The organism is Aminomonas paucivorans DSM 12260, assembly GCF_000165795.1.
GTDB classification, from domain to species: Bacteria; Synergistota; Synergistia; order Synergistales; family Synergistaceae; genus Aminomonas; species Aminomonas paucivorans.
In genome coordinates this window covers 1,215,376-1,234,423 of record NZ_CM001022.1, presented here as the reverse complement: position 1 = coordinate 1,234,423, position 19,048 = coordinate 1,215,376, and the positions used below count along the sequence as shown (strand labels likewise).

The 19,048-nt window shown below is 66.6% G+C and carries 19 protein-coding genes; 3 read left to right on the top strand and 16 right to left on the bottom strand.

What is annotated here, in order from left to right; translation table 11 throughout:
• Nucleotides 1-8: 8 nt before the first annotated feature.
• From APAU_RS13005 to thrS, 12 genes are all read right to left on the bottom strand, one after another.
• Entirely contained in the window at nucleotides 9-356 is a 348-nt protein-coding gene (locus tag APAU_RS13005) for a CvpA family protein (protein WP_006300774.1), read from the bottom strand.
• Nucleotides 296-568, bottom strand: coding sequence for a CvpA family protein (locus APAU_RS14080; protein WP_006300773.1), 273 nt, complete (start codon nucleotides 566-568; stop codon nucleotides 296-298). The genes APAU_RS13005 and APAU_RS14080 overlap by 61 nt, the downstream gene beginning before the upstream one ends.
• Nucleotides 565-819, bottom strand: coding sequence for a cell division protein ZapA (locus tag APAU_RS14645; RefSeq protein WP_269490260.1), 255 nt, complete (start codon nucleotides 817-819; stop codon nucleotides 565-567). The genes APAU_RS14080 and APAU_RS14645 overlap by 4 nt, the downstream gene beginning before the upstream one ends.
• An 11-nt stretch (nucleotides 820-830) precedes the next feature.
• A complete protein-coding gene (locus tag APAU_RS05670) occupies nucleotides 831-1,145 on the bottom strand; it encodes a hypothetical protein (protein WP_006300771.1) in 315 nt (104 codons plus the stop codon).
• Between the two features lie 22 nt (nucleotides 1,146-1,167).
• Nucleotides 1,168-3,579 carry a phenylalanine--tRNA ligase subunit beta gene (gene pheT / locus APAU_RS05665; RefSeq protein WP_006300770.1) on the bottom strand — a complete coding sequence of 804 codons (2,412 nt, stop codon included), beginning with the start codon at nucleotides 3,577-3,579 and terminating at the stop codon, nucleotides 1,168-1,170.
• A gap of 2 nt (nucleotides 3,580-3,581) precedes the next feature.
• Nucleotides 3,582-4,616 (bottom strand): phenylalanine--tRNA ligase subunit alpha, encoded by a 1,035-nt coding sequence (gene pheS / locus APAU_RS05660; RefSeq protein ID WP_006300769.1) that lies wholly within the window; start codon nucleotides 4,614-4,616, stop codon nucleotides 3,582-3,584.
• Between the two features lie 4 nt (nucleotides 4,617-4,620).
• Nucleotides 4,621-5,298 (bottom strand): potassium channel family protein, encoded by a 678-nt coding sequence (locus APAU_RS05655; protein ID WP_006300768.1) that lies wholly within the window; start codon nucleotides 5,296-5,298, stop codon nucleotides 4,621-4,623.
• Nucleotides 5,299-5,311: 13 nt separating this feature from the next.
• Entirely contained in the window at nucleotides 5,312-6,631 is a 1,320-nt protein-coding gene (locus tag APAU_RS05650; RefSeq protein WP_006300767.1) for a TrkH family potassium uptake protein, read from the bottom strand.
• 1 nt (nucleotide 6,632) lies between these two features.
• Complete coding sequence (gene rplT / locus APAU_RS05645; RefSeq protein ID WP_006300766.1) at nucleotides 6,633-6,989, bottom strand: 50S ribosomal protein L20; 357 nt, start codon at nucleotides 6,987-6,989, stop codon at nucleotides 6,633-6,635.
• Between the two features lie 38 nt (nucleotides 6,990-7,027).
• Nucleotides 7,028-7,225 carry a 50S ribosomal protein L35 gene (rpmI, locus tag APAU_RS05640; RefSeq protein WP_006300765.1) on the bottom strand — a complete coding sequence of 66 codons (198 nt, stop codon included), beginning with the start codon at nucleotides 7,223-7,225 and terminating at the stop codon, nucleotides 7,028-7,030.
• Nucleotides 7,226-7,239: 14 nt separating this feature from the next.
• Nucleotides 7,240-7,929: a translation initiation factor IF-3 gene (gene infC / locus APAU_RS05635; RefSeq protein WP_006300764.1), complete on the bottom strand. Its 690-nt coding sequence runs from the start codon at nucleotides 7,927-7,929 to the stop codon at nucleotides 7,240-7,242.
• 162 nt (nucleotides 7,930-8,091) lie between these two features.
• The gene (thrS, locus tag APAU_RS05630; protein WP_006300763.1) at nucleotides 8,092-9,987 is read right to left on the bottom strand and encodes a threonine--tRNA ligase; all 1,896 of its coding nucleotides are present in this window, start codon (nucleotides 9,985-9,987) and stop codon (nucleotides 8,092-8,094) included.
• A gap of 360 nt (nucleotides 9,988-10,347) precedes the next feature.
• Here thrS and APAU_RS05625 point away from each other — a divergent pair, with 360 nt between their 5' ends.
• Nucleotides 10,348-11,826 (top strand): sodium-dependent transporter, encoded by a 1,479-nt coding sequence (locus APAU_RS05625; RefSeq protein ID WP_006300762.1) that lies wholly within the window; start codon nucleotides 10,348-10,350, stop codon nucleotides 11,824-11,826.
• Between the two features lie 234 nt (nucleotides 11,827-12,060).
• Here the strand turns inward: APAU_RS05625 and dut are convergent, their stop codons facing one another.
• From dut to rpsO, 3 genes are all read right to left on the bottom strand, one after another.
• Nucleotides 12,061-12,507, bottom strand: coding sequence for a dUTP diphosphatase (gene dut, locus APAU_RS05620; RefSeq protein WP_006300760.1), 447 nt, complete (start codon nucleotides 12,505-12,507; stop codon nucleotides 12,061-12,063).
• Between the two features lie 5 nt (nucleotides 12,508-12,512).
• Nucleotides 12,513-14,783 carry a polyribonucleotide nucleotidyltransferase gene (pnp, locus tag APAU_RS05615; RefSeq protein ID WP_006300759.1) on the bottom strand — a complete coding sequence of 757 codons (2,271 nt, stop codon included), beginning with the start codon at nucleotides 14,781-14,783 and terminating at the stop codon, nucleotides 12,513-12,515.
• A gap of 126 nt (nucleotides 14,784-14,909) precedes the next feature.
• Nucleotides 14,910-15,176: a 30S ribosomal protein S15 gene (gene rpsO, locus APAU_RS05610; protein WP_006300758.1), complete on the bottom strand. Its 267-nt coding sequence runs from the start codon at nucleotides 15,174-15,176 to the stop codon at nucleotides 14,910-14,912.
• A 249-nt stretch (nucleotides 15,177-15,425) separates the two neighbouring features.
• On the opposite strand from rpsO, the gene APAU_RS05605 reads away from it, so the two are divergent.
• Nucleotides 15,426-16,106 carry a response regulator transcription factor gene (locus APAU_RS05605; protein WP_006300757.1) on the top strand — a complete coding sequence of 227 codons (681 nt, stop codon included), beginning with the start codon at nucleotides 15,426-15,428 and terminating at the stop codon, nucleotides 16,104-16,106.
• Nucleotides 16,107-16,203: 97 nt separating this feature from the next.
• Complete coding sequence (locus APAU_RS05600) at nucleotides 16,204-17,277, top strand: sensor histidine kinase (RefSeq protein WP_198004038.1); 1,074 nt, start codon at nucleotides 16,204-16,206, stop codon at nucleotides 17,275-17,277.
• A gap of 80 nt (nucleotides 17,278-17,357) precedes the next feature.
• Here the strand turns inward: APAU_RS05600 and APAU_RS05595 are convergent, their stop codons facing one another.
• Nucleotides 17,358-18,848 (bottom strand): Do family serine endopeptidase, encoded by a 1,491-nt coding sequence (locus APAU_RS05595; RefSeq protein WP_006300755.1) that lies wholly within the window; start codon nucleotides 18,846-18,848, stop codon nucleotides 17,358-17,360.
• Between the last annotated feature and the right edge of the window lie 200 nt (nucleotides 18,849-19,048).

Sequence of the window (19,048 nt, the reverse complement as noted above, 5' to 3'; positions counted from 1 at the left end):
CGTCCCTCCTATGGGTTTCCTTCGGGGTGCTGCGGCGCCTCCTGGAGGAAGGGAGGCAGGGGATGAGGGACCCGGGTTCCCGTGGGGGAAAGTCCCAGCCGCCCCCCGAGGCTTTGGACCTCCTCCCAATGGCTTTGGGCGAACCGAAGGGCCACGCTCCCGTCGGTCCAGTGGGGGGCGAGCCAGGGAGAGACTAGGGTCCCCAGGAAATAGATCCCGAAGAGCAGCAGCAGGACCTTGGCCGCCCCCAAGACCCCTCCCAGGAGACGGTCCAGAAGGGAGAGGCGCACGGCGCTTAAGGCGGACCGGACGACCCGGGAAAGGAGCGCCGCCGCCAACAGACACCCCAGGAGCACCCCCAAAAAGCCCAGGGCGGCGGCAAGGGGAGGCTCCAGCCCCAGGCTTTTCTGAAGCGGAGAAGCCGCCCCCCCCCGAAGCGCAGCCCCGCGAACACCCCCAGGACCCACCCCAGAAGGGAAAGGACCTCCCCGGCGAAACCCCGGAAGAGGCCCTTGAGGATCCAGAACGCCCCGGCGGCGGCCACCAGGTAGTCCACGGGAGACGTCACGAGGACTCCTCCCCTTCCGGTCCCGCCAGGATCTCCAGCCTCTCCCTCAGGTGCACCATCTGGCTCGCCAGGAGCATGGAGACCAGGAAGAGGCGTTCTTCCTGGCTCAGGGAGGGGTCCGTCTGGTCCAGAACCTGACGGACCACCTCCGAGACCTCCCGGGCCCGTTCCTCCCCCAGGGAGGTGACCACGGAGTAGGTCTTTCTGCCCACGAGAAGGGTGAGGCGTTGTTCCATCGTCCCGTCCCGCACCTAAGGCTGCGTCAGGCCGCCGGACGCCCCCCCCCGGAGGAAGGGGTCTCCTCCGGCAGGAGCCCCCGGATCTTGGCCATCAGGTCGCCCAGCTTCTGCTCCAACTGCTGCTGGTCCTTCTGGAGGGCCATCTTCTCCCGCTCCATCTGTTCCACCGCCCGCTGGGCCTCCTTGCGGGCCCGGATCAGTTCCAGGTCCTTCTCCTGCATCTGTCCCTTCAGGGCGGCCGCTTCGGCCACCGCCCCATCCCGTTCCCTCTGGAGGTTCGCCATCCTTCCGGCGAGGCGGTCCACCAGTCTTTCGAACTGTTCGAACTGCTGGATCATTCCAAACCCTCCCTTTCTCGGACTACCGTAGAGTGTATCCCTTTTCCTGCAGTTTGCGGCGCAGCTCCAGGTGGGCTCCCTCCACTTCCTCGTCCCGGAGGGTCCGGTCGGGGTGGCGGTAGAGCACCGAGAAGGCCAGGCTGCGGAACCCCTCGGGGATGCCCTTGCCCTCGAAATGGTCGAAGAGTTCCACCCCTCGGATCCGCTCCCGGTCCCCCAGGGTCAGGATCTCCTCCCGCACCGCCTCTGCGGGGCGGTCCACCGACACCAAAAGGGCCACGTCTCGCTGGGCGGGAGGGAAGCGGAAGGGGTTTCCGTAAACCCCCCGCACCGCGGGGCTGAAGGCATCCAGGTCCAGCTCGAAGACGAAGATTCCTTCCTCCGCATCCAGCTCCCGGGCCAGTGCGGGCTTCAGGCGGCAGAGGGTGCCCCGGGGCACTCCGTCCCGCAAGATCGCGGCGGTCTGCCCCCGGTGGCCGAAGGGCTCCTCTCCCTCCCGCCACTGGGCGACGATCCCTCGGGCGGCAAGCAGGGCCTCCACGTCCGCCTTGACCGTGAAGAAGTCCTCCCGGAGGCGATCCCCGTAGAGCACGTGCCTGTCCTTGCCCAGGTAGACCAGCCCCGCCAGGTGCTCCGATTCCCGGTAACCTTCCTGCGCATCGTGGAAGAACACGTTGCCCGTCTCGAAGAACCGCATGGAGCCGCGCCACCCCGACCGGAGGTTCTGTTCCAGCGCCCGCAGCAGCCCCGGGAGGATGCAGGTGCGCATGGCCACCTGTTCCTGGCTGATGGGGTTGAGCAGCCCGGGGGGGTTGCCCCGGGGATCCTGGGGGGAAAAGTGCAGCCGCTCCAGCTCCCGAGGGTGCAGGAAGCTGTAGGTCATGACCTCCACGTACCCCCGAGCCAACGCCGCCTGGCGCACCTGCCGCAGGGCCAGGAAGCTCTCGGGGAGCACGCCCCGACCGTGCAGGCAGCCGGGGATCCGGGGAGCGATGCGGTCGTAGCCCCGAAGGCGCCCCACCTCCTCCACCAGGTCCTCCTCCGCCTCCACGTCGTTGCGCCACGAGGGCACACGGAAGAGGACCCGGTCCTCCCCCAGTCCCTCCTGGGGCTGCACCCCGAATCCCAGCCGCTCCAGACCCGGGACGGCCTCCTCCAGGCCGTCCCAGAGCAGCACCCGGCGCAGGGTCTCCCGGCGCAGGAGCACCGTCCGAGGGGCGGGGATGTCCCGAAACTGATGGAGGATCCGATTTCCCGGCCTCATGCCCGCCCAGCGGGAGAGAAGATCCAGCACGTACTCCGCCGCCGGGAGCACCCGGGTCGAATCCAGACCCCGGCTGAACCGGAACGCCGCCTGGCTGGGGAGACCCAGCCGTCGGGAGGTGCGGCTCACCCGGGAGGGATCGAACACCGCCGACTCCAGGAGGATTCGTTTCGTCTCCGGGACGATCTCCGAGTCCAGCCCCCCCATGACCCCCGCCAGGCCGATGGGGGTCTCTCCGCTGGCGATGACCAGGTCCTGCTCCTCCAGGACCCGTTCCTTCCCGTCCAGGGTGACCAGCCTTTCCCCCGGGCGGGCGCCGCGGACCCGGATGTCCGAACCGGGCAACCGGTCCCGGTCGAAGGCGTGAAGGGGCTGACCGAAGAGGAGCATGGCCAGGTTCGTGGCGTCCACCACGTTGCTCACCGGGCGCATCCCCGAGAGAAGGAGCTTCAGCCGGGCCTCCAGGGGGGCGGGGGCGATGCGGATGTTCTCTCCATACCCCAGGGCGTACTGCTCGCACCCCGAATCCTCCAGCCGGATGCCCCCGAAGGAGTCCGCCCACTCCACCTCTCCGGTCCCCGACAGAGGAAGGGGGCCCCGCAGCGGGGCGTCCTCCAGCAGGCCGTGGACCTCCCGAGCCACCCCCATGAGGGAGCAGAGATCCCCCCGATTGGGGGTGATGGACAGGTCCAGCACCGGGACGTCCAGCCCCGCCCAGGCGCGGAAGTCCGTCCCCTCCGGGGCCTCCTCGGGCAGGGACAGCAGCCCCCCTTCGCCGTCCAGACCCTCCAGCCCCAATTCCTCCGCGGACAGGAGCATCCCGGCGCTGGACACCCCGTCGAAGTCCCGGGTGCCCAGGACCGTCCCGTCCGCCAGGGTCGCTCCGGGGGGGGCGTAGGGGAACTTGGCCCCCACCCTCGCGTTGGCCGCTCCGGTGACCACCGTGGCCTCCCGCCCTCCGCCCAGGTCCGCCCGGACCACCCGAAGGGATCCCTTTTCCGGGTGCGGCTCGCAGGAGACCACCCGAGCCACCAGGACGCCCGAGAGGGCGCCGCAGGGGGTCTCGATGGACTCCACCTCCGTGCCCGTCATGGTGAGCCGATCTGCCAGGGCCTCGGGACCCAGGGGGAGGGTCACCAGCTCCTCCAGCCATTTCCAGTACACCCGCATGTCTAGTTCCCCCCCGTCAGGTACGCCAGGTCTCCCTCGAAGAGGGGACGCAGGTCCGAGAGGCCGTACTTGAGCATGGCCACCCGGTCCACCCCCATGCCCCAGGCGAAGCCGCCGTAGCGTTCCGGGTCCACCCCTCCGCTGCGCAGCACGTTGGGGTGCACCATCCCCGCCCCCAGGATCTCCAGCCAGCCGGTCCCCTTGCAGACCCGGCACCCCGCGGGATTCCCCGCGCAGACCACGCACTCCACGTCCATCTCCAGGGAGGGCTCCGTGAAGGGGAAGTAACTTCCCCGGAAGCGGGACCGCAGGGGACGCCCGAAGATGGCGTCCACGAAGGCCTGCAGGCAGCCCTTCAGGTCCGCCACGGAGATGTTCTCGTCCAGGAGCAGCCCCTCCACCTGATGGAACATGGGGGAATGGGTCGGGTCGCTGTCCCGGCGATACACCCGTCCGGGAATGACGATCCGAAGGGGCGCCCCCTGGGCCAGCATGCTCCGCACCTGCACCGGGGAGGTGTGGGTCCGCAGCAGGCGATCCTTCTCCACGAAGAAGGTGTCCTGCATGTCCCGGGCGGGGTGGTGGGCCTTGAAGTTCAGGGCCTCGAAGTTGAAGAAGTCCGTCTCGATCTCCGGGCCCGAGGCCACGGAGAAGCCCAGGGAGACGAAGATGTCCAGGATCTCCTGAAAGGTCTGTACCACCGGATGGGGGCGGCCGTAGGGGCGACCGCACCCGGGGAGGGACACGTCCACCCGGTCCCGGGCCTCCGCCGCCTCCTCTTCCTGCTCCCGCAGTTCCGCCGCCCGGACCTTCAGGCTCTCCTCGCAGGCGTCCCGAAGCCGGTTCACCGCCTGACCCAGGGCCGGACGCTCCTCCGGGGCCGCCTGGCCCAGGAGACGAAGCAGCCCTGTCAACGCGCCCTTCTTGCCCAGGTACTCCAGCCGGAGGGCTTCCAGGTCCCCCAGGGACCGAACCTTCTCCATGGTCTCGGCGAAGGCTGCCTCCATCCGCTCCACATCCCGGAGCATGTCGCTCATCCCGTCACTTCCCTTCCGAATCCGTCCCATCCAGCCACTGGGCCAGGTCCTCCTGCCTTCCAGCCACCCAAAGACGGTCCGTGGGCAGGATCACCGTGTCCGCCCGGGGGAGAAAGCGGGTACCCCCGCGTTCCACCAGGAGGATCATGGCCTTGTAGCGATGGGTGAAATGCAGGTCCTGCAGCGTCTTGCCGGTCATCTCCTCCAGCGGGGCCATCTCCCCCACCAGAAAATCCGTCTGTTGCAGGGCCGTGAAGTGGGCCAGCCAAGGATGGGCCAGCTGCTCCGCCATCCGCACCCCCATGTCCTGCTCCGGGGAAAAGACCCGGTGGGCCCCCACCCGTTCCAGCACCTTGGCGTGAAGGGGATCGATGGCCCGGGCCACCACCAGGGGGATGCCCAGGTCCCGGAGGATGGCCGTGGCCAGCACGCTTGCCTCCACGCCCTCCCCGATGGCCACCACCGCCACGTCCGCGTCCTTGGCCCCCACCTTCACCAGAGCCTCCTCGTCCGTGGCGTCCAGCTGCGCCGCCAGATCCAGGCGATCCGCCAGCTCCTCCACGTGGGCGCGCACCTTGTCCACTCCCACCACCCGCTGTCCCAGGTCCACCAGCCGGTTGCACAGGGCCGTACCGAAACGCCCCAGCCCGATGACCAGATAGCTCTTGGATTCCTCTTTCATGTCCCGATTCCTCCTAGCCGATGGGCATCTGCGCCGAGGGGTACTGGACCTTCCCGGGACGGGTGCGGGCGAGGATGCCGTAGAGGAAGGTCACGATGCCCACCCGGCCCCAGAACATCAGAAACACCAGGATCATCTTACCCTCCGGGGTGAGCCTCGGGGTGATGCCCACCGAAAGCCCCACCGTGCCCATGGCGGAGAAGGCCTCGAAGAGCAGGTCCCGGAAGGAGAAGGGTTCGTAGAGACAGAGCCCCAGCACCGCCAGGAACAGGGTGGCCAGGTACAGCACCGTCAGGGCCAGGGCCTTCCTTTGGGTTCGCGGATCAATGCGTCGCCCCCAGACCACCGTCTCCTCCTCCCCCTGGACTTCCTTCCAGGAACAGGCCAGCAGCACCCCAAAGGTGGTGGTCTTGATTCCCCCCCCCGTGGAGGCCGGGGAAGCCCCCACAAACATGAGGGTGAGGGTGATCCCCAGGCCCAGGCCGGAGAAGTTTCTCAGGGCCACCGTGTCGAACCCCGCCGTTCGGGGAGTGATGCTGTGGAAGAGGGCGTTCCACCCCTTCAGGAGGGGCGGAAGGTCCCGAAACGCCCGGTCCCACTCCGAGAAGGCAAGCAGGACCGTGCCCAGGAGGATCAGCCCCGCCGTGACGACCAGCACCATCCGGGTGTAGGCGGAGAGGGGGTGGCGCCTGCGGGCACAGGCCCGCAGCTCCGCCGCCACCGGAAACCCCAGCCCCCCCAGGACGACGAGGACCATCACCGCTCCGGGCACCCAGAAGGTCCCCGCAAAGGTCTCCAGACTGTCTCCATAGGGGGAGAACCCGGCGTTGCAGAAGGCACTGATGCTGTGGAAGACCGCCAGGTACGCCGCCCGCCCCGGGGCCTCCCTCTGGAGAAACCCCCAGAACAGGGGTGCGGCCATCAGGGCCTCCACCGCCAGGGTGTACCGAAGCACCGTGGACAGCAGCCGCACCGCCCCCTGGGGAGTGTCCATCCCCAGCCCTCCCGCGAAGAGAAGCCGCTGCCGGAGGTGGATCTTCATCCCGAAGACCAGGGGCAACGCCGTGGTGGCGGTCATCACCCCCAGGCCCCCCAACTGGATCAGCAGCAACAGCACCCCCTGGGCGGGCAGGCTCAGATCCCTCCCCGTGTCCACCACCGCAAGCCCCGTGACGCAGACCGCGGAGGTGGCGGTGAAGAGGGCGTCCAAAAGGCTTAAGGGGTGTCCCGACAGGCGGTCCACCGCCCAAAGCACAAGGGTTCCTGCCGTGATGAGCGACAGGAACCCCAGAACAAGCATGCGCTCGACGCGCAGAGAGCTGTAGATCCGCACGTTACCGGGTCAGCGCCTCCTTGGCCTTGCCCACCAGGGCGGTGAAGGCCGCGGCATCGTGGATCGCCAGATCCGCCAGCATCTTCCGGTTCACTCCCACCTGGGCCTTCTTCAGGCCGTTCATGAGGTGGCTGTAGCTGATGCCGTTCATCCGGGCGGCGGCGTTGATGCGGATGATCCAGAGCTGCCGGAAGTCCCGCTTCTTGACCTTGCGATCGTGATAGGACTTGGAGAGGGCGTGCAGGTACGCCTCCCGGGCCCGGCGATAGACGTTCTTCTTGCGTCCCCAGAAGCCCTTGGTGATGCTGAAGAGCTTCTTCAGTTTGTTACGGCTTGCGCTGGAACCTTTGACTCGCATGGCGCTTCACTCCTTCTCCGTCGGGCGGGCGTCTACGCTCACGCGTAGGGCATCATCTGCTTGAGCGTATCGGCAAGGACCGGGGTCAACACGCCCTGCTGGCGGAGACGACGGCGGCGCTTGGCGTTCTTGCACTGCAGCAGGTGGCGGCGACCGTTCTTCTGGTAGACCACCTTCCCGGATCCGGTCACGGAGAAACGCTTCTTCGCCCCAGAATGGGTCTTGACTTTCGGCATGGTAGTTCCCTCCTCTAAGATTCCTGCGGCGATACGTCGTCGCTCGTGGGTTCCGGCTTTGCCTTGGGGGCGGCTGCCTTCGGGGCAGGGGACTTCGAACTCCCTCCGGGTTCCTTGGCGGGCTCCTTGACGGGCAGGGTCGGGAGGACCGGAGCGATCATCATGCGCATGTACGAACCTTCCATGCGGGGCTCCATCTCCACCTTGCCGAACCCTTCGATGTCCCGGCGCACCCGGTCGAGCACCTCGCGACCCCGATCCAGGAACGCCATCTCCCGTCCCCGGAAGAACACCGAGACCTTCACCCGGTGCCCGTCCTCCAGGAAGGCACAGACCGCCTTGACCTTGAAGGTGTAGTCGTGAACGTCGATCTTGGGGCGCATCTTCATTTCCTTGACGCTCTGGTTCTTCTGCTTCTTGCGAGCGTCCTTGTCGCGCTTCTGCTGCTGGAACCGGTATTTGCCGTAGTCCATGATGCGGCACACCGGAGGTTTCGCCAGGGGCGCCACCTCCACCAGGTCCAGCTCCCGCTCCTCCGCAAGCTGCAAGGCCTGCCGGGTGGGCACGACGCCCTGTTTGACGTTCTGGTCGTCGATGAGAAGCACTTCGTTTGCCCGGATCTCCCGATTCACGCGGGGTTCGTCGTCCTTGATGCCTATAGCACGCCACCTCCTTGGTTTCTTCTTCCTTTGGATTCCACACAAAAAGGCCGGACGCCATGACGCGCCCGGCCTGTGCTGTCGCTTCAGGCAGCCCGGCAGTCCGGTTTCGACCGACAGGCGAGAGGGCTTGTCCTCTGCTTCATGCCTTTTCTGCATGCGAAGGTACGGTACCACAGATCCCGTCCCGTGACAAGGCTCTTCGTCTCAGGCGGGGGCGTATTCTCCCTCCAGCATCTCTTTTAGAGCCTCCAGGGAAAGGCTGCCCAGGTCGCCCCGGACACGCTCCCGCACCGCCACGGTTCGGGATTCCGCCTCCCGCCCTCCCAGAACCAGCATGTAGGGCACCTTCGAGAGCTGGGCGTCCCGGATCTTGCGGCCCAGCTTCTCCTCCCGGGTATCCGTCTCCGTGCGGACCCCCCAGGACTGGAGGATGCCCTCCACCTCCCGGGCGTAGGGGAGCAGATCCGTGCTCACCGGGAGGATCTTGGCCTGCACCGGGGCGAGCCAATAGGGGAAGGCCCCGGCGTAGTGCTCGATGAGGATGCCCAGGAACCGCTCCAGGCTGCCGAAGACCGTGCGGTGCAGCATCACCGGCCGGTGTTCCGCCCCGTCGGGGCCGATATAGGCCACGTCGAACTTCTCGGGCATCTGGAAGTCCAGCTGGATGGTGCCGCACTGCCAGGTACGGCCGATGCAGTCCTCCAGGTGGAAGTCGATCTTGGGGCCGTAGAACGCCCCATCCCCGGGGTTGACCTTGTAGGGCGTCCCCGTGGCCTCCAGGGCCTCCTGGAGCTTCTGCTCCGCCAGGTTCCACAGGGACAGTTCCCCCATGTAGTTCTCCGGCCGCGTGGACAGCTCCACCCGGTAGGGGAAGCCGAACACGTCCTTGTAGACGTAGCGCATCAGGTCGATGACCCCGGCGATCTCCTGGGCCACCTGGTCGGGGGTGCAGTACAGGTGCGCGTCGTCCTGGGTGAAGCACCGTACCCTCATGAGGCCGTGGAGCACCCCGGACCGCTCGTGGCGGTGCACCGTCCCCAGTTCCCCCATCCGGAGGGGCAGGTCCCGGTAGCTTCGGGTGCTGCTCTTGAAGACCAGGATGCCCCCGGGACAGTTCATGGGCTTGATCGCGAAGGGGCGTTCATCGATGGTGGTGAAGTACATGTTGTCCCGGTAGTGGTCCCAGTGGCCGGAGCGCTCCCAGAGGGCCCGATCCAGGATGAGGGGGGTGCGGATCTCGCAGTACCCCCGGCGCTGGTGCTCCCGCTTCCAGAAGTTCACCAGCTCCCCCAGGACCACCATGCCCTTGGGGTGGAAGAAGGGGAACCCCGGGGCCTCGGGCTGGAGGCTGAAGAGGTCCAGTTCCCGGCCCAGCTTGCGGTGGTCCCGCTGCTTGGCCTCCTCCAGGCGTTTCAGGTGCTGCTCCAGGGAAGCCTTGTCCCCGAAGGCGGTGCCGTAGATGCGGGTGAGCATCACGTTCTTCTCGTTTCCCCGCCAGTAGGCCCCCGCCAGGGAGAGGAGCTTCACGTGACGCAGCAGGGACGTGGAGGGCACGTGGGGCCCCCGGCAGAGGTCCACGAAGTCCCCCTGCCAGTAGGTGGAGATCTCCTCGTCCGGGATCTCCCCCAGCAGCTCCAGCTTGAAGATCTCCCCCCTCTGCCGGAAGAGACGGATCACCTCTTCCCGAGGGAGGACCCGCCTCTCCACCCGCACATCCTCCTGGACGATCCGGTCCATCTCCGCCTGGATGACCGGGAGGTCCTCCTCCGTCAGGGCACGGGGAGGCAGCACGTCGTAGTAGAACCCGTCCTTCACCGCCGGGCCGATGCCGAAGCGGGCCTCCGGGAAGAGGCGCCGGATGGCCTGGGCCATGAGGTGCGCCGCAGAGTGCCGGAGAATCTCCAGACCCTCCTCGCAGTCCCCCGCCACGGGCTCCACCGTCCCCCCTTCCGTCAGGGGCGTCGACAGGTCCACCAGGACCCCGTTCACCCGCGCCGCCACAACGCCCTTTCCCAGCTTCCAGGACGTGATAAGCTCTCCCGAAGTACGGGGTTCTTCCGTTTCCAAGACCTTGCCCGAAGGGCCTTCAAAGCGCAGCATGACCATCCCTCCCAGATCGCGGAGCCTCCGAGGAGCAGCGCTCCGGATAGCTTGGTATCCATGGGGAAACCTCGTCATTGTACCATGCCTTCCCCGGACCGCTGCGGAGAGGGGCGCGGGAGGGGGGGCGTCCTTTCTTATGATGTGTTTATTGCACCAAAAAGTCTTAACCTTTTGCACTTGCTCTAAACCACCGGTTGGTTTATTGTCCCTCTTGTAACTAGCAGGCTTGAACGTGATGGCGCTGCAAGACGATTTCCCGCTTTCGTGTGCGCCCGGGGAGGTGATGTCCCGAAACCACAGAGGATCGGCCTTTGAACGTCCCTTCAGGCAAATCAGAGAAAAGGAGGTTCAAACAGCATGGCGGAGCAAATGAAAGGACAGAACGAGCAGTGGTCGAGCCGTTGGGGCCTGGTGTTCGCGGCCATCGGCATGGCAGTGGGGACCGGTAACATCTGGCGGTTCCCCCGGGTCTGCGCCACCAACGGCGGAGGCGCCTTCTATATTGCTTATTTCTTCGCGTTGTTCCTCTGGGCGGTCCCCCTGCTTTGCGCCGAGGCGGTGTGGGGCAAGACCGCCCGCATGGGCGTGGTGGGATCCTTCAAGGAGATGCTGGGCCGCAAGTGGACCTGGATCGGCGGGTGGGTGGCCTGGTGCTGCCTGGCCATCACCTTCTACTACGCCGTGGTCATCGGCTGGTGCCTCCGGTACTTCCTCTACGCTCTCACCGGCGTGATGAAGCCCGGCCTGGACACGGAGGGCCTCTGGAAGGCCTTCATCACCAACCCCACCGCAGGGCTGGTGTTCTTCCTGGTCTCCATCCTCGCCGCCCTGGCCATCTCCATGCTGGGCGTCCAGAACGGCCTGGAGAAGGCCAACAAGATCATGATCCCCTCCATCTTCGTCCTGCTGATCTTCCTGGCCATCCGGGCGAACTTCCTGCCCAACGCCTGGAAGGGCCTGGAGTACATGTTCACCGTGCGCATGGAGGACGTGCTCAAGGCCAAGACCTACCTGGAGGCCTTCACCCAGGCGGCCTGGTCCACCGGGGCGGGTTGGGGGCTCTTCCTGACGTACTACGTCTACACCAAGAAGAACGAGGACATCCTCCTCAACTCCGTCACCACCGCCTTCGCGGACACCACCGCCGCCTCCCTGGCCTCCCTGTGCGTCATCCCCACCATCTTCGCTTTCGCCCCGGACCCCATGGCGGCGGTCAAGGCGGGGAACAACGGGATGACCTTCGTCCACCTCACCCGCCTCTTCTCCGAGATCCCCGGCGGGGTGATCATGGCCATCGCCTTCTTCGCGGCCCTCATCATGGCGGCGTTGAGTTCCGAGATCGCCATGATCGAGCTGGGCAGCCGCATCCTGGCGGACGCGGGCTTCGACCGCAAGAAGGCCACCTGGGTCATCGGCATCGCCTGCGTGGTCTGCGGCGCCCCCTCCGCCATGGACAACACCTTCTTCGAGAACCAGGACTGGGTCTGGGGGGTGGGGCTGCTCATCTCCGGGCTCCTCTTCTCCCTGGGAGCCATCCGCTACGGGGTCAAGAAGATCTGGGTGGAGTTCATCGAGCCCTGCTCGGACCTCAAGGTCGAGTGGATGTGGAGCCTCATCAAGCTGTTCCCCCTGTGGTTCGTGATCATCTTCGGCTGGTGGGTGAAGCAGTCCATCGAGTGGTACCCCGGAGAGTGGTACAAGTTCCTGCCCCTCGCCAAGTACACCTATACCCCCGGCACCATGTTCGTCCAGTGGGGCCTCGCCGCGGTGGTGTTCTTCGTCCTCAACGGCTGGCTGGCGGACATCATGAAGTACAAGCTCCAGATCAAGGATTAGGAGGGATCCCCTCATGTGGAAAGTGACCATGGTGATCATCCTGGGACTGGTCTACGGAGGATTCATCTGGTGCCTGGCCGCCGCCATGAAGGCGGAAGGCAAGAAGGCCTGAGGGTCGGGCCACCATAACGGGAGAGAAACGATAGACAAGGGGAGGGGCGCCGTCAGGCGCCCCTCCCCTTGTTCTGCCTTCTTCTCTTCGGCCCCGGTCCTGCGCAGGGGGTTCGCCGAAGGTCAGCGGACCCCGGTGCTGCCGAAGCCCCCCTCCTGTCGGGAGGTCTCCTCCAGGCATTCCGCCTCGTCCCAGAGCGCCCGGACCACCGGCGCCAGTACCAGCTGGGCGACGCGGTCTCCCCGGCGGACCTCGAAGGGTACCCGGCTTGCGTTGTACAGGATCACCCGGATCTCCCCCCGGTAGTCCGCATCGATGGTCCCGGGGGTGTTGAGCACCGTGACCCCGGACTTGAGGGCCAGACCGCTTCGGGGACGCACCTGAAACTCGTACCCCGGGGGGATTTCCACGGAAAGCCCCGTCCCGAAGGCCCGGATCTCCCCGGGCTGGAGGATCCCCGCCTCGGAGGACCGCAGGTCCGCCCCGGAGGCGTGCTCCGAGGCGGGCTCAGGAAGGGGCAGGTCCGACGCCTCGACGCCGCGCCGGACCCGAACCCGCAGGGTCTCCACCGCCTCTACCGGGGGGGACGCCGGTCCCGGTCCCGCCGGTCCCGATCGCCGGGCCGCCGGTCTCCGTCCCGACGGGGGCCGCCGGCTCCCCGGGCGGGAGCCTCCCCCTTCATGGCCTCGTACTTGATCTCCCGCTGCCGCTCCACCTCGATCTGGGCGGCAAAGGCGGGATCCTGGGCCGCCAGGGCGTCGTACTGGTCGAAGAGGCGACGGCGGGAGAGGTTGACCCGCTTCATGTCGTCGATCTCCTTCACCACCACCAGAACCTGGTCCCCGATGGAGAAGGCGTCCTCCAGCCGGGGGATGTGGTAGGTGCTCACCTCGCTCACGTGGAGCAGCCCCTCCTTGCCGGGCAGGACCTCCACGAAGACCCCGAAGCTGAGCATCCGGGTGACGGTGCCGAGGAAGGTCTCCCCGGCCTGCACCTCCCGGGTGAGGTCCGTGATGATCTTGACGGCGTGGTTCGCCGCCTCGTAGGTGAGGGCCGCCACGTAGATGCGGCCGTCGTCCTCCACGTCCACCTTGGCTCCCGTCTGGGCCACGATGGAGCGGATGGTCTTCCCGCCGGGGCCGATGACCTCCCGGATCTTCTCCGGGTCGATGGTGAGGGTGAGGATGCGGGGGGCGTTGGGGGAGATCTCCTCCCGAGGGGTCTGAAGCGCCCCGTCCATGATGTCCAGGATCTTCATGCGTCCCTCCCGGGCCTGGGAGAGGGCCTGCTCCAGGATGGCCCGAGTGATGCCTCCGGCCTTGTTGTCCATCTGGAGGGCCGTCACCCCGTCCCGGGTGCCCGTGACCTTGAAGTCCATGTCTCCGTAGTGGTCCTCCAGCCCCTGGATGTCCGTGAGAATCCGCACCCGACTTCCGTCGGTGACGAGTCCCATGGCCACCCCCGCCACGGCCTTCTTCAGGGGAACCCCCGCGTCCATCATGGAGAGGCTGCCGCCGCAGACGCTGGCCATGGAGCTGGAGCCGTTGGACTCCAGGATGTCCGAAACCACCCGGACCACGTAGGGGAACGCCGCCTCGTCGGGGAACATGGGGCGCAGGGCCCGTTCCGCCAGGGCACCGTGCCCGATCTCCCGCCGTCCGGGGCCGCGCATGGGGCGCACCTCTCCCACGGAGTAGGGGGGGAAGTTGTAGTGCAGAAGGAAGCGCTTGGAGGGCTCGTCGTGCTTCAGCCCGTCCAGGATCTGGTCGTCCTCCCCCACCATGCCCAGGGTGGTGACGGCCAGGGACTGGGTCTCCCCCCGGGTGAAGAGGGCGGACCCGTGGGCCTTGGGCAGCAGACCGGTCTCGCAGCAGATGGGGCGAAGCTCGTCCATCTTCCGACCGTCCGCCCGACGCCCCTCCTCCAGGAGGAGGCGGCGCAGACCGTCCTTCACCCGCTCCTCCACCACCCCCGCCACGTAGCCCTTGGCGTTGGGGTAGGCCTCGGCGAACTGCTCGACCGCCTTCTGGGACACTTTGGAGAGGGCCGCGGCCCGCTCCATTTTGTCGTGGACCTGCACGGCCTGGTAGATCTCTCCGTCCAGTTCCGACAGGACCCACTGATCGATCTCCGGAATCCGCGCCGGGGCGGGAAAGTCCCTCTTGGGCTTGCCTGCGGCGGCCCGCATCTCCAGGATGAAAGCCACGATGCGACGGATCTCCCGATGGGCCAGTTCCAGGGCGTCCACCAGCAGGGCCTCGCTCACTTCCTGAGCCCCCGCCTCCACCATGGTGATGCCCCCCTCGTGCCCCGCCACCAGGAGGTCCAGGGTGCTCAAGGGGATTTCCTGCTCCGTGGGGTTCACCACCAGGTTCCCGTCCAGACAGCCGATGCGCACCGCCCCGATGGGCCCCTCCCAGGGGATGTCGGAAAGGGCGAGGGCGGCGGAGGCGGCGTTGATGGCCAGGACGTTGGGGGCGTTCTGCTGGTCCACGGAGAGAACCGTGGCCACCACGTGCACGTCGTTGCGGAGGTAGTCCGGGAAGAGGGAGCGGATGGAGCGGTCCACCATGCGGCCGCTCAGGATGGCGGTCTCGGAGGGGCGTCCCTCCCGTTTGATGAACCCGCCGGGGATCTTGCCCGCGGAGTAGAAGCGTTCCTCGTAGTCCACCAGAAGGGGGAAGAAGTCCAGCCCCTCCCGGGCCTTCTCGGCCAGCACCGAGGTCACCAGGATCACCGTTTCCCCGTAGCGGGCGAACACCGAAGCGTTCGCCTGTTTGGCCATCTTCCCCGTCTCGAAGGACAGGGTCCTCCCGGCCAGGTCCAGCGTGAATGTCTGCGGCATCTGTCTTGTTGCCTCCTCTTTTTTTGTCCGTTTGTCCATCTAATTTCTGAGGATAGCACAAACACAAAACAAAAGGCGAGACCCAATCGGGCCTCGCCTCGGGAAGCAACCTCGGGAACCGACTCGTCAGTGCCGCAGTCCCAGCTTCTGGATCAGGCTCTGGTAGCGGTTGAAGTCCCGGTCCTTCAGGTACTGGAGGAGCTTGCGCCGCCGCCCCACCATCATCAGAAGGCCCCTGCGGGAGTGGAAGTCCTTCTTGTGGGCCCTCATGTGGTCCGTCAGCTCCCGAATCCGGAAGGTGAGGATGGCCACCTGGACCTCCGGGGAACCCGTGTCCGCTCCGTGGGTCTTGTAATCTTCGATGACCTTCTGTTTGATCTCCTTGTCGATCATGTCCTTCACTCCTCGAAAAAAATCCTCGAACCCAGGTGGGCGTCCAGGCGCTCATCCGCGTAGGAGGTTCGGCTACTATACCTCCTTCCTGCCCACGGTTCAATCGCGCCCCGCCCCTTGGGAGAAAAGAAAAGAGGACAATCTCTTTTTCCCCCCCTCGACAAGGGATACCTTCCGTGTTAAGTTAATGAACAACGCCTAATCGCCTACTTTGCGAACGCACTTTCTTTTAGAGGAGGAGGGGACGGAATGAAGCTGTTGGTGATCGAGGACAACCACGATCTGGTCCAGGTGCTCCAGGAGGGTTTCGAGGAACACGACTACGCCGTGGAAGCCGCCTACGAGGGGGAAACGGGGCTCAATCGCGCCCGCTCCGGGGAGTTCGACTGCATCGTCCTGGACGTGATGCTCCCCGGCATGGACGGTTTCGAACTCATCGACCGCTTCCGGGAGGAGGGGCACGACACCCCGGTGATCATGCTCACCGCCAAGGACGCGGTGGACGACCGGGTGGAGGGACTCAACCGGGGAGCGGACGACTACCTCATCAAGCCCTTCGACTTCAAGGAACTCCTGGCCCGGGTCAACGCCCTGATCCGTCGCCATTCGGAACAGCGTCGTCCCCTGCTGAAGTGCGGCCCCCTGACCCTGGACCCCGTGGCCCGGGAGTGCTGCGTGGGGGAGACCAAGGTGCCCCTGCGCCGCCGGGAGTTCGACATCCTGGAACTCCTGATGCGCTACGAGAACCAGGTGTTCACCCGGGACAAGATCATCTCCCACGTCTGGCAGAAGGAGTACGACGGCACCAGCAACGTGGTGGACGTGCACGTCAAGTACCTGAGGGACAAGCTGCGCCCCTTCAACCTGGACGTGGTGGTGGTCACCGTCCGGGGAGTGGGCTACAAGGTCAGCTGCCCCGACTACGACTGAGAGAGACTCCGTGGCCCGCCGTCCCGGTCGGCCCGCAACCGTCGGCTTCCGCCTGTCCGAAGAAGGACGCGCCGCCCTGGCCCTGACGTCTTTGTGGGTGGCGGCGCTGTTCTTGTTCGGGGTGCTCTTCGTCCTCCTGGCATCCCTCTTCTGGGGGCAGAATTCCTTTCTGCCCCGCTCCGCCACCCGGGAGGTGGTCATCTTCGCCTTCTCCCAGCCCGGCCTCGTGGAGGCCGGACTGGTCAGCGGCCTGCTCCTCACCCCCCTGGTCTTCCTCTTCAACTTCCGGGAGGCCCGCAGGAACCACGATCGTTTCCAGACCCTGATCCGCTCCCTGGAACACCTCTCCCCCGACGATCTGGGGCTTCCCCTGCCGGAAAACCCGGAGGACCGGGAGATGACCGAGGTCACCCAGCAGATCCGCCAATCCCTCATGCGGCTCCAGGTCGCCATGAACCAGGTGAAGCAGCAGTTCACCTCCGACGTGAGCCACGAGCTGCGCACCCCTCTGGCGGTGATCAAGGGCAAGGTGGAGGTGGCCCTCCTGAAGGAGCGGGACCAGGACTACTATCAGGAACGCCTGCGGGAGATCGGCCAGCAGGCGGACCTGATGCAGAGCATGGTGAAGGGGCTCCTGGACCTGGCGCGACTGGACGCCCTGGCGCGGCTGGAGGACGCGGAGGCCACGGACCTCCTGATCGTGGCGGAGGAGGCGGTTGACGGGGTCCTGCCTGTCCTGTCCTCCCGAGGCCAGAAGCTGCGACAGGACCTGGAGTCCGCCCCCCTTCGGGGACGGGAGACCCTGCTGATCCGGCTGTGCGCCAACCTGCTGGAGAACGCCTCAAAATACAGCCCCGAGGGGGGAGAGCTGGGGGTCTCCACCCGGGCGGAGGGGAGTTCCGCCGTCCTGACGGTCTGGGACCGGGGCAAGGGGATGGATCCGGAGACCCGGGAGAAGTGCTTCCAACCCTTCTGGAGGGGAGACACCGCCCGGGCCACTCAGGGCTACGGCCTGGGGCTTCCCTTGGTCCGGCGCATCGCCCTGCTTCACCAAGGGCAGATCGAGGTCTGGTCCGCCCCCGATTCGGGCTCCCGCTTCACCCTCCGCTTCCCCCTGGACACGGAAAACCTGATGCAGCCCGACCCGGGGGAGGAGGAAGAGGAAGCCTGAGGTGACGCCATCACAAGCAATCAATCCATGACAAGGGAAGGGGGAGGGCCATGGCCCTCCCCCTTCCCCGTTTTCGTCCCTTACTCCGCCTTCAGAGAGAAGAACAGGGTCTGCCCCTCCCGCCACACCAGCAGAGCCACCGCCTTGGGCTTGCCTCCCAGGGCGGCCTCCCAATCGGGCACTCCCCGGATCCTCCTGCGGTTGGCCTCCAGGACCAGGTCTCCGGGGCGAAGCCCCAGCATCTGGGCGAAGGAGTTCCCTTCCACGGAGAGAACCACCACCCCCTCGGATCCGGGGAGTCTGTAACGACCCCTCAGCTCCGGCGTCACCCCGGACACCGCGGCCCCCAGCCTGCTGGAGGTCCGTTCCGGGGCGGAGGGGGCGGAGCCCTTCGCGGCCTTCTTCTCTCCCTTGCCGGGGAGGTCACCCAAGACCACCTCCACGGAGCGCTTCGTCTTCTGCCGGTAGAACTCCAACTTCACCTTGTCTCCCGCCAGGAAGTTGCGCACCGCGAAGACCACGTCCTGGCTGTTCTTCACGGTCTTGCCCCCCAGCGAGACGATCACGTCCCCCCGGGCCAGCCCCGCCCGGTCCGCCGGGGAGCCGGGGACCACATCCCCCACCACCGCGCCCTCCGCGGTGGGGATGCCGTAGGCCTCCGCAAACGCCGGGGTGAGGGACTGCACCGAAACGCCCATCCAGCCCCGCTTCACCTCTCCGTGCCGGATCAGGTCGTCCATCACCTGCTTGGCCATGTTCACGGGCACCGCAAACCCGATGCCCTGGGCATAGGGGACGATGGCGGTGTTGATGCCCACCACTTCCCCCCGGAGGTTCAGCAGAGGCCCGCCGCTGTTGCCCGGGTTGATGGCCGCGTCGGTCTGGAGGAACCCCTGGAAGTTCAGGTTCTGTGCCTGGATGGTGCGGTTCTTGGCGGAGAGGACCCCCACGGTGACGGTGTTCTCCAGGCCGAAGGGGTTGCCGATGGCCACCACCCACTCCCCCACCTCCACGCGCTCCGAATCCCCCAGGGGCAGGGCGGGCAGCTTGTCCGCCTGGATCTTCACCACCGCCAGGTCGAAGGTGGGATCCCTCCCCACCAGCTTGGCCGGGAAGTGTCGCCCGTCCAACAGGGTGACGGTGATCTTGTCCGCCCCCTCCACCACGTGGTTGTTGGTGAGGATGTACCCGTCCTTGGAGACCAGAAACCCGGACCCCTTGCCCTTCATGGGGACGGTGCGAGAGAAGCGCTCCAGCTCCTGGCCGAAGAACTGCCGGAAGAAGGGGTCGTCCGGAAAGGGGGCCATGGACTGGCGCACCAGGGTCTCCGTGTCGATGTTCACCACCGCGGGGGAAGAACGCTTCGCGATCTGCGCCACCGGGTTGCCCGTGAACACGTCCCCTCCCCGGGAGGACGAGGCGGGGGGCGCAGGGGCGACGGTGGGAGCGGCGGGGGTGGGGGACGCGGCCTGAAGGACGCGCGCTCCCGGAGGCCCCGAGAGGAACAGGGTGCCGAGGGCCAGGGTCAGCAGGGCGCAGAGGATCCAGGGAGTCTTCTTCGGGAGCTTCATGAACCTCACCTCCAAAAGGGGCCTCCGGCCAGGGACGCCGGGGCGGGTCTTCCGTGTTCTCCAGTCTACGAATCTGACGAATCCTGACATCGTCAATTCTACCGAACACCCAGGCCGTCGGGTATGATGCACTGCGAGGTGATTTTCTTGGGTCTGCCGAACTGCTGGATCGACTGGGCCGCCTTCGCCCTCCTCCTTCT

Excerpts from the sequence above, each read along its gene's own strand:
- pheS (WP_006300769.1), bottom strand. The coding sequence starts at position 4,616 with ATGAGCGACATGCTCCGGGATGTGGAGCGGATGGAGGCAGCCTTCGCC.
- rplT (WP_006300766.1), bottom strand. The coding sequence starts at position 6,989 with ATGCGAGTCAAAGGTTCCAGCGCAAGCCGTAACAAACTGAAGAAGCTC.
- APAU_RS05670 (WP_006300771.1), bottom strand. The coding sequence starts at position 1,145 with ATGATCCAGCAGTTCGAACAGTTCGAAAGACTGGTGGACCGCCTCGCC.
- pheT (WP_006300770.1), bottom strand. The coding sequence starts at position 3,579 with ATGCGGGTGTACTGGAAATGGCTGGAGGAGCTGGTGACCCTCCCCCTG.
- thrS (WP_006300763.1), bottom strand. The coding sequence starts at position 9,987 with ATGCTGCGCTTTGAAGGCCCTTCGGGCAAGGTCTTGGAAACGGAAGAA.
- APAU_RS05655 (WP_006300768.1), bottom strand. The coding sequence starts at position 5,298 with ATGAAAGAGGAATCCAAGAGCTATCTGGTCATCGGGCTGGGGCGTTTC.
- APAU_RS05625 (WP_006300762.1), top strand. The coding sequence starts at position 10,348 with ATGGCGGAGCAAATGAAAGGACAGAACGAGCAGTGGTCGAGCCGTTGG.
- rpmI (WP_006300765.1), bottom strand. The coding sequence starts at position 7,225 with ATGCCGAAAGTCAAGACCCATTCTGGGGCGAAGAAGCGTTTCTCCGTG.
- APAU_RS05595 (WP_006300755.1), bottom strand. The coding sequence starts at position 18,848 with ATGAAGCTCCCGAAGAAGACTCCCTGGATCCTCTGCGCCCTGCTGACC.
- rpsO (WP_006300758.1), bottom strand. The coding sequence starts at position 15,176 with ATGATCGACAAGGAGATCAAACAGAAGGTCATCGAAGATTACAAGACC.
- APAU_RS05605 (WP_006300757.1), top strand. The coding sequence starts at position 15,426 with ATGAAGCTGTTGGTGATCGAGGACAACCACGATCTGGTCCAGGTGCTC.
- pnp (WP_006300759.1), bottom strand. The coding sequence starts at position 14,783 with ATGCCGCAGACATTCACGCTGGACCTGGCCGGGAGGACCCTGTCCTTC.